Below are 12811 nucleotides of genomic sequence, written 5' to 3'. Positions count from 1 at the left end.
GAGCAATCCCGCTCTTCCAGGTGTGCCCAAACTCTCTGGCAGCACATAGCAGCAACAACTTTGCCACAGAGAACACTGAGATCACAGAGTGAATTAAGCCACGGCGGGAAGACACCTTGTGTGCTCTGTGGCAAGGTTTGTTTACGCCGCCTGCATCCTGCTGACGATCTGCCAGAAAGATTGCTCCCGCTTTCCCTGTTCTGCTTCTTCCCAATCCTCTTAATCTTCTCAATCGCGTAATCCCGCTCTCCCCGTCCCGTCCACTGGCTAGCGGCTACCGATTGCCCCTATAATGAGCGGCGGATGAGGATTCTGATCACAGCCGATCTGCACTACGACATTGCCCGCTCACGCGCCGGGGCCGAGGACCTGGCGCGCCGTGCCTTGGAGGCCGGCGGCGACGCGCTGGTCCTCGTCGGCGACACCGCCGGCAGCGAACCAGCCCCGTGGCAGAAGTGCCTGGCGCTGTTTCAGGGCTTCCCCGGAATGAAGTTGATCGTGCCGGGCAACCACTGCCTCTGGTGCCGGCATAATGAAACCTCCATCCAGCGCTATTACGAGTTGCTGCCGGCGCTGGCCGCCGAGGCGGGCTTTGTCGTCCTCGATCACCATCCCCAGATCATCGGCGACGTCGGGCTCGTCGGCTCGGTCGGCTGGTACGACTACTCGATGGCCGACCCGGCGCTGGGGATTCCGGAAGCGTTTTATGAGGCCAAGCTTTCGCCCGGGGCCGCGGCGCACATCGGGCAAGACGATCTGGTCGAGGCCCACCGCGACGCCCTGACGCAGCGACAGATGGAGATTCTCGCCCGCTGGATGGACGGCCATCATGTGCGACTGGGCATGAGCGACAAGGAGTTCGTGCAGCAGCTTTCCCACACCCTCGAAACCCAGCTCAAGACCGTGGCGCCGCGGGTCAAACGCATCGTCGCCTTCATGCACCACTTGCCCTTCGCCCAGCAGGTGCCCCCGGACCGTCCGGACCGCTTCGCCTTCGCCGCCGCCTACATGGGAGCCGCCAGGTTCGGCCAGGTGCTGCTGGCCTGCCGAAAAGTCACGCACGTGTACTGCGGGCACTCGCACTGGCCCGACCGTAGAAAAATCGGACGATTGACCGTCGTCAACATCGGCAGCACGTATGTAGAGAAGAAGCTTGAAACACTGGAGTTGTGAGGTTGGCTCATGAACGTGAAGAAAGAAACAGATCCTCGATCCTCGGTCCCAGATCCTCGGGCAAACATCTCGGAGTCTTTACCTAGGATCGAGGACCTAGGATCTAGGATCGTTTTTCGTTCCATCGCCTGTCTCCTCGCCATCTGCGCTGTCAGCGTCGCACCCGCATGGGGCGCCGTCCCGCAAAGCCAGCGCGAGACGCCGGTGGTCAAGGCGTACCGCGCGGCGGGTCCTGCGGTGGTCAACATCTCCACCACGCAGCTCGTCCGCACGCGCCTGGGGATGTTCGGCGGCGATATCTTCGACGACATCTTCCCCAGCCCGCTGACGCGCCAGGTGCCGGTGCAGAGCCTGGGCAGCGGCGTGCTGATCCACCCCGACGGGTACGTCGTCACCAACGCCCACGTGGTGCAGCGGGCGCAGGAAGTCACCGTCACGCTGGCCGACGACCGCAAGTTCGCCGCCACCGTCCTGAGCACCGAGCCCCGCCACGACCTGGCCGTGCTCAAGATCGACCCCAAGGGCCAGCCCCTGCCCTTCCTGCCCCTGGGGCGCAGCGACGACCTGATGGTCGGCGAGACCGTCATCGCCGTGGGAAACCCCATGGGCCTGGCCAGCACCGTCACCACCGGCGTCGTCAGCGCCACCAATCGCACCCTGACGTTCAAGGAAGGCGTCGAGTACGCCGGGCTCATCCAGACCGACGCGCCGATCAACCCCGGCAACAGCGGCGGACCGCTGCTTAACATCGCCGGCGAACTGATCGGCATCAACACCGCCATCCGCGCCGACGCGCAAAACATCGGCTTCGCCATCGCCATCGACTCCCTGCACGCCGAATTGCCGCAACTGCTCGACTTCGAACGCATCAACCGAGTCGTCCTCGGCGCCACCGTCGTGCCGCGACGCATCGACGGACGAGACACGCTCGTCATCGCCGATGTTCGCGCCGGAACGCCCGCCGAAGGCAAGCTCAAGGCCGGCGACTGGATCACGGCCGTCAACGGACGCAGCGCCACCCAGATGCCCCAGTACGCCTGCGCGATGCTGCAGGCGGGCAAAGACTCGGCCGTGACCTTCGCGATCGTCCGCGCGGGCAATGACATCAGCGCCGTCGTGACGCTTCAGCCCAAGCCCCGCCCCGACGGCGCCGCCCTGGCGGCCAAGCTCCTGGGCGTGACGCTGACGGGCGTCGACGAAGACCTGGCCCGCCGCCTGCGTCTGGCCGTCAACAGCGGCCTGGTGGTGACGCACGTCGAGCCGGGAAGCCCCGCCGCCGAACTGGGCCTGCGCGCCGGCGACGTCCTCTTCCAGGCCGGACAACTTTACGTCAAAGACCTCGACACGCTGGGCATGATCCTGGAAGATGTGACCGCCGGAACGGCGCTGCGGATCGGCATCGTGCGGGGCAACATGCGGGCCTGGACAACCATTCGCGCCCGCGGCGGAGCGACCGCACCCCCCAAGCCACGCGCCGCCCCCTCCGGGTCGGGCGACACCGAAATATGAAAATCATCATCGCGCCGGACAAGTTCAAAGAATGCCTTTCTGCCGCCGCGGCCGCCGCCGCCATGGCCGAAGGCGTCCTCGAAGTTCGCCCTGACGCCGTCATCGACATCTGCCCCGTCGCCGACGGCGGCGAGGGCACCATCGACGCCGTGCTCGCCGCGGCCGGCGGGCAACTGCTCACCGCCGACGTCTTTGGCCCGCTGGGCTCGCCCCTGCGCGCCCGCTTTGCCCTGATCGGCACCGACACCGACGCCGCCCTGCCCGGCCGCCTCGGTCTCACCGCCGCCCTCGCCCGCGCGCATGGACAGAGCGAGGCGCCCGCCGGCGGCAGTGTGGCCGTGATCGAAATGTCCGCCGCTTCCGGCTTGGCGCTGGTCCCACCCGACCGGCGCGACCCGATGCGCACCAGCACCTTCGGCACCGGCCAGCTCATCGCCGCCGCCCTCGACGCCGGCGCGCGGCGCATCATCGTCGGCCTGGGCGGCTCGGCCACCGTCGACGGCGGATGCGGCGCCGCCCAGGCCCTGGGCGTCACGTTCATCCTCCGCGGCGGGCGAAAGGCCGTCTATCCGCTCGCCGGCGGCGACCTGCTGGAGATTGAAGACTTCGACCTGTCCACACGCAACCCGCGGCTTGCGGAAACCGTCCTCTGCGCCGCCTGCGACGTGACTTGTCCTCTGCTGGGTCCCCGCGGGGCCTCGGCCGTCTTCGCGCCGCAAAAGGGCGCCACCGCCGAGATGGTCGCTGGCCTGGAGCACGGCCTGGCCCACCTGGCCGGTTTGATCGCCCGCAAGCTCGGCGTCGATATCGCCGACCGCCCGGGAGCCGGCGCCGCCGGAGGACTCGGTGCGGGCCTGGCCGCCTTCGCCGGCGCCAGCCTGCAGGATGGGTTGGCGATCATCGCCGATGCCATCGGTCTGCCCCGGCGTCTGGCCGGCGCCGACCTGTGCCTCACCGGCGAGGGCTGCCTTGACAACCAAAGCCTCGAAGGCAAAGCCACCATCGGCGTCGCGCGACTTGCGATGCAAGCCGACGTGCCGGCCGTCTGCATCCCCGGCCAAACCGACCCCGAAAGCCCCGCCCGCGAGCACTTCGCCGCCGTCTATCCCCTCGCCGCCGAAGGCATCACGCCCACCGCCGCCAAGACCAACGCCCGCGACCTCCTTCGCCAAAGAGCAGCACAGGCAGTGAAAGCGACTCTCCAGAACTGAGTTGCCTGGTGCCATGGCGGCCGTTGTTCAGCCGCCATGTCCTGTTGCCGGCACCGTCGCACGGGGAGCCAAGTGCAATTTAGACGCTCATGCAAATTTAAACCTGGCCATTTAGTTTGCACGGTATAGTGCCGCCCATGAACGACATGATCGACATCAGGACATTCGGGGCGATCGGCGATGACGATACCGTCAACACGCGTGCGGTGCAGGCGGCGATTGATGAGTGCAGCCGCGTCAAGGGAGCCGGCGTGCTGGTGGCGGGCGGGCGGTTTGTCATCGGGACGATCTTTCTTAAAGATGATGTCACGCTACACGTGGCGGCTGGGGCGGCGCTGGTGGGCAGCACGGACATCGCCGACTACGCTACCGACGTGTACAAGAACATGTACCGCGACGAGCCGCACATGGACCGGTGCCTGATCTTCGCGCGCGGGGCGCGACGAATCGCCATCGAGGGGGCTGGCACCATCGACGGGAGCGGCGGGCACGAGACCTTCAGACACACTGGGCAAAAGCCGTTCTATCGGCCGATGATGATCCGCTTTCTCGATTGCTCGGGCATTCGCATGCGCGACATCACGCTGCGCGACCCGGCGGCGTGGACTTCGGCGTGGCTGTACTGCGACGACATCGCCGTCGACGGCGTCACCATCTCCAGCCGCGCCAACGGCAACGGCGACGGGCTGGACTTCGACGGCTGCACCGCCGTCCGCGTGAGCAACTGCTCCTTCGACACCAGCGACGATTCGATCTGCCTGCAGGCGTCGCGGCCGGACCGCCCCTGCCGCGACGTGACGGTCAGCAACTGCGTCTTCTGCAGCCACTGGGCGGGGATGCGGATCGGGCTGCTGTCGCGCGGCGACATCCGCAACGTGGCCGTCACCAACTGCGTCTTTCGCGACATCAAAGACAGCGGCCTCAAGATCCAGCTCTACGAGGGCGGCGTGATGGAGAACATGGCGTTCTCGAACCTGGTGATGGAGAACGTCCCGCGGCCGATCTTCATGACCTTCGGCCAGCAGCGGGCCTGCGTCGACGCGCCACCGGGCGTGGCGCCGATGCAGCGGATGGGTCACATGACCTTCAGCAACATCGTGGCCGATTCGTCCATGTGCGGCAAAGATTCGGCCATCATGCTGCTGGGTCTGGCCGGCCACTGCATCGAGAATATCACGCTGGCCGACATATCGCTGACCACCGGCGGAGGCGCTGCCGCGGGCGAGATCGACCCCTCGCCCCTGCCGGACCTGACGCCCGAGCAGATCGGGCGCTGGTGGCCGGAGTATTTCTGCTTCAAGCGCACGGTTCCCGCCAGCGGCCTCTATGCCGCGCACCTCCGCGGCCTGACGCTGCGAAACGTTCGGCTTCACCCTGTTAAGCCCGACGCGCGGCCGACGATCTTCTGCCATGACGTCCAGGAGGCGGACCTGGGCGGGGCGAAACAGTAGCATGGGCATCTTGCCCATGAGTCGCACGGGCGTCCCGCCCGTGCAGGATGATCTTCGCCACAGGCAAGATGCCCGTGGGACTCACGGGCGAGACGCCCGTGCTAATCGTCATCGTCGAACCCGAACTCCTTGAGCCACGCCCGAGTCTGGGATTCGGTTAAGCCTTTGGTCTTCTCTTGCGGCTCGTCCTCTTGCCCCGCCGCGGGCGTGCGCGAATGCGCCAGCGTGGCGGCAAACGCTTCGCTGGTGACGCTGATGCACCGACGGTGATGGGCGGCGGCGCGAATCTCGTGGTCGCTGCTGACGACCGTAAGGCGGCGCGGGGCGCTGTCGGCCGCGATGGCCTTGATGATCATCGCGTCGGCCGGTCCGGCCGGGCAGAAGGTCGACTGCACGCCGCAAGCGTCGATCTGCTGGGCCACGTGCAGCGGCGGCCGCGCGCCGTCAAACACCACATGCACGCGGTCCTTCAGCACCAGCGGCGCCAGAAGCTTCGCCAGCCCCTCGCGCCCGACCAGCACTCCGGCCGAAGCCAGGGCGTGCATCAGATTGTTCGCGTCGATCAGGAACGGCATGGGATTTCACCGCAGAGATCGCGGAGAACGCAGAGGAAGACAGAAGTATAAAAGAAGCAGATCAGGTTGTTTCGACAGTTTAGTCATCCACCCATCCAGTCATCCATTCATCCTCCCGACCTTTAATCCTTCTTTGCGACCTCCGCGATCTCCGCGGTGAATCCTATCCCAGCGGCAAGCGCGCTATAGCGGTATACTTGGAGCCTTCGCGGGCCAGCTCGCTGGTGTAGACGCTCACGCAGTCGGCGTGGCAGGCGCCGAAGATGGTCTCGGCAAAGGGCAACACGTGGGCCGCCAGCTCGCGCGGGTGGCGCACAAACTTGATCCGCGCAAGCGTCAAGTGCGGGCGGAACGTGCGCGTCTCGGCGCGGAACCCCACGCCCGCCAGCGCGGCTGTCAGGTCGCGCTGGAGGGCGGCCATGGCCGCGGCGCCCTCGCCGACGCCGACCCAGAACATGTGCGGCTTGTGGCGCGGCTCGAGCGTGATCCCGCGCACGGTAAAGTCGAAGGGCTCGTGGTCTGCCGCCACGTCAGACACCAGGTCGCAGACCTCGTGCAGGGCCGTGTCGTCGATCTCGCCCAGAAAGTTCAGCGTCACGTGCAGGTTCTCACTCTCGACCCAGCGCAGGGTGGCCGGCGGCGGATCAAGCTGCCGCACCGCCAGTTCGATGCCCCGCCGGGCGGCCTCGTCAATGTCCAGAGCAAGGAACGTTCGCATTTCAAACACCTGCCACAGAGGCACAGAGGACTCTGAGGAGAAAAGCAGAAGCCTAAGGAAGCGTTCGATCTCCATGGTGATCGTCGATGATTTTGACGTCGATGATCCGGTCCTGGCGCGGCGAGGCCTTGCTCAGGCGGCGGCGGAGAATCCACACCCGCGCCGCCAGATAGCCCAGCACCGGCACGGCCACGATCAGCGCCAGGATCGCAAAAGACGCCACCACGATCGCCGCCAGCGACGCCGCCGCGATCAACCCTACAACCGCCAGCAGTCCCGTCCCCGTGCGCACGGTCAATCCGCATCGATCGCAGACCAGCCTGCCAAACCACGGCAGCGACAGCGGACCGATGCGCAGCGGTTGACGAGCCAGCGCCTCACCGCATCGGGGACAGTGATAGGTATGCATCCTCATCATGTATGAACCGTCTCACCTCATATAAATGATAACCCCATGTGACTACCCCGTCTCATTCTTTTCCTATCTCTGCGTCCTCTGCGAGCTCTGCGGTGAATCTCTCCGTCAGAAAGCGCAGACCTGCTGGAAGTGTTCCAGGCGCTGGTCGATGTCTTTGCGGGCGATCTCGGCCAGGCGGTTGACGGAGAAGTCTTCCAGCTCGAGGCTGGCGGTCACCGTGCCGTACGCCAGGGCGCGGCAGAGCGTGGCTTCGTCGGCGTTGTCCTGAGCGGCTAGGTACCCCATCATCGCCCCGGCGAAGCTGTCGCCGGCGCCGGTGGGGTCTACCACGTTGAGCACGGGGTAGCTGGGCAGGGCGAAGACCTTGCGGCCGACGAACAGCAGGCTGCCGTGCTGGCCCTTCTTGACGACGACGAACTGCCGCACCATCTCTGAGATCGTCAGCCCGGCGCCGATGATGTTGCTTTCGCCCGTCAGCAGCAGGGCCTCGGAGTCGTTGACGACCAGGCCGTCGATGAGGCCCAGCAGTTCCATCAGCGCGGCGCGCTCGCCGCTGATCCACAGGTCCATCGTGTCGGCGACGACCAGCGAGGGGCTGTCGAGCTGGCCAAGCAGCTCGACCTGCAGCGCCGGGTGCGTGTTGGCCAGGAAGACATAGCGGCTGTCGCGGAACTGCGGAGGGATGCTCGGCCCGCGCTCGGCCAGCACGTTGAGGTCCACCGAGACGGTGTCGCGCTCGTTGACGTCGTCGCGATACTTGCCATGCCAGCGGAAGGTCTTGCTGCCCGGTCGCACCTCGAGGCCAGCCAGGTCGATCCGCGTGTTCTTCTCCAGCGGGGCCAGGAAGCCTTCGGGGCAGTCCTCCCCCACCACGCCCACCAGGCGCACGGGCGAGAAGAAGCTCGCGGCCATCGCGAAATAGATGCTCGAGCCGCCCAGGATGTCGGCGGCCTTGCCCGAGGGGCTTTCAACCGTATCGATGCCGATGCTGCCAGTGACCAGTAGAGACATTTCAATTTCCGATTGCGAATTTCCGATTTTCAATTGAACAACAACGGGAGGATTCTAGCGGAAAATGCACGTCGCTTCCACGAAGAAGATCGCAGCGTAGGCCTTACTCTTCCTCGATGTACTTGCGGGACATGAGGAAGCTGATGCGCTCCAGCGTGGCGGCGGGCAGGGTCTTGCGCAGGAGCTTGCGGGCCTCGGTCATGTTCGTGCGGCGGGTCACGTGGATCAGCACGATGTGCTCGTTGTTCATGCCCTCCAGCACGCGGGGCAGGTCCTGAACGTGGGTGTGGCGGCCGGCACGGGCGCGGCTGAGGTGCTCTTCGTCAAAGAACGTACACTCGGCCAGCAGCACCTTGGCGTTGGCCACGTGGGGCAGGTTTCTGTACGGCGCCGGGCCGGTGTCGCCCAGGAACGCCACCAAGGGCACCTCGATGCGGTTGTCGATCTGCACGCCGCGCTTCTTGAGCTCGACGAGCTCGGGCCCCGTCAGGCCATCGAACTCGCTCTTGAGCTTCTTGCGGACGTCGATGACGGAAAAGCCCAGCGAGCCGCGAATATGGTTGCTGTCAAAGGCCCGCACGATGAGGCCGCGGCGAATCTCGAAATCGTCACCGGCGACCATCCCCACGAACCGGTGCGGCGGCACGTGCCCCTCGACGCGCCCCCAGGCGCTCATGAGGTCTTCCAGCGGCCCGACGAGATTGGCCGGCACCAGCGCCGTGCCGCCTTCGATGCCCTGGAAGTCGCGCTGGGCAAAATAGTACGTCAGTCCCGCGACGTGATCCGCGTGGCCGTGCGAAAGCAGCACGTGATTGACCGCCAGGGCCTCGCGCGGGCACTTGCCGATGTCGAAGCAGCAGTCCAGCTCCGGCGCGATGATGATGGTCTCCTCGCCGGCCACGCTGTACCCTGCCAGCGAGAAATCGCCGAACTGCATCTGCGAAAGACTGTACGGTCGTAATTTCATGGTGGCATGGTAGTGGGCGGCGCTGCGGCAATCAACCCGCCACAGGTACGAACGGCAGTTGCGGAACAACCAAAGTCGCCGCCTGAACTCTCAATCGATTTCGCCGACCGCCGTCGCCGTAGGACCTCAGGCCCCAAGCCCCCCCGTGTGCCTCCGTTTGGTCTCAGTCTGTGTCGCATCCGGTGAAGATTCGCTCCGCCGCCGGCGAATTGCCAGGATGATAGCCACAGCCAATGCAGGTACGCAAGCTGCGACGAAGTTGGCAGCCAGCGTGCCGTCCGTTGCAGGGCTGTCGACATACAGAACCGGCATCGGCCACCCGAAATGCCGGCGTTCATACGCGACAACCTTGTTGGTCGGTCCGGGGTTGCTCAAGAGCACGTACTGTAACGGCTTGTCGTATGCGTCGCGTCGGGCTGTCCACCGATTTTCCCAGAAGGCATCCACTTTACCCTCGTGGCGAACCACGGCGAATGACGCCACCAGAAGCACGACGGCGATGAGCAGAGCACGCAGTATGAACTTTCCCATAAAGCACCTCAGTCCCGTGTCACTCTGAAGATGCCACCATCATGAGGCATCCGCGACTTCATGGCACGTATATGATCCATTCGTCCTTCCTGACGCTGACGACCTTGTCGTCCTTCAGGCCCAGGGTCAGCAGGATGACATGCTGATTGGGAAAAATCACGTAGTACACCAGCACGTCGCCCGCAGGGTCCTTGACCGGGCCGAGAAGGTCGACCACCTCTTTGCGGGGCATTCCCGCTTTCACCTTGTCGACCAACTTGGCGTACTCGGCCGGTTTGGCGACACGCAATCTATCTTTAACTTCCGGCTGCGGAGCCACGGAGGTGGGCGCCCGGGGCGTCGGCGGCAGCGCCTCGTATGTGACGGTGTTGGATACCAGGTCGAAGGTCCGGCCGGTCGATCGCCGCACGAGGCGGACGGTGTACTTGCCCGGCAGGACTCTGCCGAACCAGTCCTCCACCGAGTAATGCTCATACGTCGCGTGCTTGGGGCGCAGCGTCGGCGCTCCGCCGTGCGAGGTGCCCGACAGCCAACGGCTCTTGTGATACGCCATGGCCTTGCCGGAGGCGTCGAACAACTCCAGCCGCGCGATGTTGCCATCGGTATCCCTTGCCAGCGGCGAAGGCGTATCGCCGGTATTGGCGATGGTGGCTGTGACGGTGCCGTCCCTCACACTGATGCCGCACCGCAGCGGCCCGGTGGGCTTGCCCCACCCCTCGGCCAGGTCGTGGTCCTCCGGAATCGGCCCGGCCATGTAGAGCAAGCGGCCGCCGCTCTGGGTGTCGAAGTGCAGTTCCGTCAACGGCCATTGTTTGCTGAAGTCGGCCGGGTAGTCCGCCGGATAGCGGAGTTCGTGCGTCCGCACGCCGTCGGCAGTCCGCCAGACCTGGAGCCGTTTCTTTCCGTTGGGCCAGTACTCGAATTGAACGAACCAAATCAGCGTGCGGTTCCGGTATTCGGCCGTGGTGACGAGCCGGCCGGCAGCGTCATACGCGAACGTCGTCGTCCCCCACTCAGCCAGCGCGAGCTCATCCGACCCTCGTTGCACCGGCCCCGACGTGTAGAGGATCGTGCGGACGGGGCGGCCCTGGGCATCCTTGACCACGCGCCGATGCGTGACGCCGGAGGAAAGCATAGAGTCCAGTTTCTCCGCCTTGCTCCCGTCGTCGGGCGGGTCGCCGACCTGCTTGGCCGGAAGCTCCCCAGCCGGCAAAATGGGCGACACGGCCGCCGATGCCGCCGACTGTGGTTGAGACGCGGCCGGACCAGAAGGAGCGGCCAAGGTGGGAGCCGGCGCGCCCATGCCGGGCTGCCCTTTGGCCGGCAGAGCCGATGGCGGGGCCGGAGACTTCGTGTCATCCATTGCCGCCTGAACATCGGTCTGCCACTTCTGCCAATCTCTTGCATGGCCGAGGGCGAAGACGCGATGTCCCCGCCACGGTCCCAGATCACCGGCGTTGCCGGCCGCGGCCGCATCGGGTGGCACGGAGATGGGAGCAAATTCCCCGACCATCACCATGATCGTCACTGCCCCGCCGATGCCGCGCTTTGCGTCGCGCGGCTTGAAGCCGATTCGCTCCAAGTGGATCACCACAGCAGCCCCGCGGGGCCAGTTGCCGCCGCCGGCAGGGGACCTGGGCTCGGCTACTGGAACATGCCAGTTTGCAGGCATTCTCTTGCGAATGGCCTCAACAAGCGCGGTCGTCTCCTTCGCCGCCAGTGCCAGCGGATCCGAGTGGGCCGGCTGCGTGCTTGGTTGGGGCGTGGCCGCGGGGACGGCGGGGGTCAGGGCGGCGGCTTCGGCGCGGAGGCGGCGTTCGTTCTTGCGCCACCATTGCAGGACGGCCTGGGCGTGCTGCTCGCTGCCGCCCTCGACCACTTCGGTCACGAAGAAGGTCATCAGGCCGTAGGTCGCGGCCGCGGTTTGCGGGCCCGGCTCGTCGGTGTTTATCAACACTTCGCCAAGCAAGACTCCGGCTCGTGGGTCGCGGCTGGCAGCCAGCACCCATAGGATGTGGGCCTTGCGCTGGGGGTCCTTCGCGGTGCGGTACAGGGCGATCATCTTCTCGACCGTCCAGGGGCGCGGGATGTCGGCCAGCGCCTTGGCGGCGGCGTCGACTTCGAATGCGCCGTATTTGGGACTGACCGGCGCGCCGTTGTCATCGACGCGGATGGTGTTGCTGGGCAGCCTCGCGGCGTAATCGAGAATGTCGCCGGGTTGTGTCGCCGGCTGCGAGGCGGCCGAGGCATTGCGCTTTGCCGCACCCAGGATCAGGATCGCCATGGGCGTTTCATGGCCGATGCCGCCGGGCCACGACCCGGCCGCGCTGCCCGACGCCGCCTGCTTCTTCATCACGGCAATGGCCGCGGCGCGATACCACGCCGCGTACGCCGGCCGCGCCGCAAGGGGCATCACGTACGAGGCGAAATACTGGCCATACAGATAATTCTCGTCGGCGGGGTTGACCTTGCCGATCTGCCGCGTCAGGTACTCCAAACCGCTCTTGAAGGCCTTGCTGTCGGCTCGGCCGCACGCCAACAGCGCCGCCGCGGCCGCAGCGGTGCGGTGATAGCCCGCCAGCGCGGCGCCGGGCGTGTAGGCAAACCCGCCCGAGTCCGCCGCCTGACAGGACTCGATGTAGCCCGCCGCTTTGGTCAGCACGCCATCGGGCACGGCGATGCCCGCCAGGCGCGCCGCCGCCAAGCCGTTGACGGCCGCGATCGTGTTGCACAGGTCGTCGCGACCTGGGGCGGATTGATATGTCCATCCGCCGCTTGCGTTCTGGGCGCGGGTAATAACCGCCACTCCCTGTTCCAAAGCCCGCGCGACTTCCTGCCCGCGCTTGCCCTGCACATGCTGGGCCAAGCCCATCATCGCCAGTCCGTGCTCGTGCATGCTCTCGCCCATGAACCCGCGTCGGCTCTCGCTGAGACGAAGGAGGTACTGCAGCGCCTTGTCAATCTGCACCGTGTAGGCGCCCTGCGGGCTGGGGGCCTGCAGGGCCATCATCGCCAAGGCCGTCGGCCCGGTCTTCTTGTCTGCGCCCCAGTGCCCATCGGCTGCCTGGTTCTCCGCCAGCCACTTGGCCCCCTTCTCAATCGCCGGTTCCACGGGTTTTAGGTCGTCTGCCAAATCGCCTTGCGCAGCCTTCGCGGCCGGTACGGCTGCGATGATGGCAACGATCACGGCGTTCACCGCCAGCGTCCATAGATACCGTTCGCCAAGTGTCTTCATAGTCTTGCCCCA

11 protein-coding genes are annotated in these 12811 nt (G+C 65.9%); 4 read left to right on the top strand and 7 right to left on the bottom strand.

The features are described from left to right. The first annotated feature begins 303 nt into the window (after window positions 1-303). The 4 genes from ABFD92_12480 (at window position 304) to ABFD92_12465 (ending at window position 5344) form a co-directional block, all read left to right on the top strand. A complete protein-coding gene (locus ABFD92_12480) occupies window positions 304-1173 on the top strand; it encodes a metallophosphoesterase (GenBank protein MEN6505353.1) in 870 nt (289 codons plus the stop codon). A 204-nt stretch (window positions 1174-1377) separates the two neighbouring features. Continuing rightward, window positions 1378-2682 carry a trypsin-like peptidase domain-containing protein gene (locus ABFD92_12475; GenBank protein MEN6505352.1) on the top strand — a complete coding sequence of 435 codons (1305 nt, stop codon included), beginning with the start codon at window positions 1378-1380 and terminating at the stop codon, window positions 2680-2682. After that, a complete protein-coding gene (locus ABFD92_12470) occupies window positions 2679-3893 on the top strand; it encodes a glycerate kinase (GenBank protein ID MEN6505351.1) in 1215 nt (404 codons plus the stop codon). The genes ABFD92_12475 and ABFD92_12470 overlap by 4 nt, the downstream gene beginning before the upstream one ends. Before the next feature lie 137 nt (window positions 3894-4030). Continuing rightward, window positions 4031-5344, top strand: a complete 1314-nt coding sequence (locus ABFD92_12465; GenBank protein MEN6505350.1) for a glycosyl hydrolase family 28 protein — start codon at window positions 4031-4033, stop codon at window positions 5342-5344. Window positions 5345-5445: 101 nt separating this feature from the next. Here ABFD92_12465 and ABFD92_12460 read toward each other — a convergent pair whose 3' ends face one another. The 7 genes from ABFD92_12460 to ABFD92_12430 all read right to left on the bottom strand — a co-directional run bounded on the left by ABFD92_12460 (window position 5446) and on the right by ABFD92_12430 (window position 12799). Beyond that, window positions 5446-5919 carry an NYN domain-containing protein gene (locus ABFD92_12460; GenBank protein ID MEN6505349.1) on the bottom strand — a complete coding sequence of 158 codons (474 nt, stop codon included), beginning with the start codon at window positions 5917-5919 and terminating at the stop codon, window positions 5446-5448. Between the two features lie 163 nt (window positions 5920-6082). Next, window positions 6083-6637: an RNA 2',3'-cyclic phosphodiesterase gene (gene thpR / locus ABFD92_12455; GenBank protein MEN6505348.1), complete on the bottom strand. Its 555-nt coding sequence runs from the start codon at window positions 6635-6637 to the stop codon at window positions 6083-6085. Between the two features lie 52 nt (window positions 6638-6689). Beyond that, window positions 6690-7055, bottom strand: coding sequence for a hypothetical protein (locus ABFD92_12450; protein ID MEN6505347.1), 366 nt, complete (start codon window positions 7053-7055; stop codon window positions 6690-6692). A gap of 105 nt (window positions 7056-7160) precedes the next feature. Then, window positions 7161-8066 (bottom strand): PfkB family carbohydrate kinase, encoded by a 906-nt coding sequence (locus ABFD92_12445; protein MEN6505346.1) that lies wholly within the window; start codon window positions 8064-8066, stop codon window positions 7161-7163. Window positions 8067-8169: 103 nt separating this feature from the next. Continuing rightward, complete coding sequence (locus tag ABFD92_12440) at window positions 8170-9033, bottom strand: MBL fold metallo-hydrolase (GenBank protein ID MEN6505345.1); 864 nt, start codon at window positions 9031-9033, stop codon at window positions 8170-8172. Window positions 9034-9159: 126 nt separating this feature from the next. After that, the gene (locus ABFD92_12435; GenBank protein ID MEN6505344.1) at window positions 9160-9564 is read right to left on the bottom strand and encodes a hypothetical protein; all 405 of its coding nucleotides are present in this window, start codon (window positions 9562-9564) and stop codon (window positions 9160-9162) included. A gap of 58 nt (window positions 9565-9622) precedes the next feature. Beyond that, a complete protein-coding gene (locus ABFD92_12430) occupies window positions 9623-12799 on the bottom strand; it encodes a prenyltransferase/squalene oxidase repeat-containing protein (protein MEN6505343.1) in 3177 nt (1058 codons plus the stop codon). Window positions 12800-12811 lie beyond the last annotated feature (12 nt).

Source organism: Planctomycetaceae bacterium (assembly GCA_039680605.1).
GTDB lineage: Bacteria > Planctomycetota > Phycisphaerae > SM23-33 > SM23-33 > JAJFUU01.
Note: the sequence above shows the minus strand (reverse complement) of the source record. Positions and strands in the feature narration are given on the sequence as shown.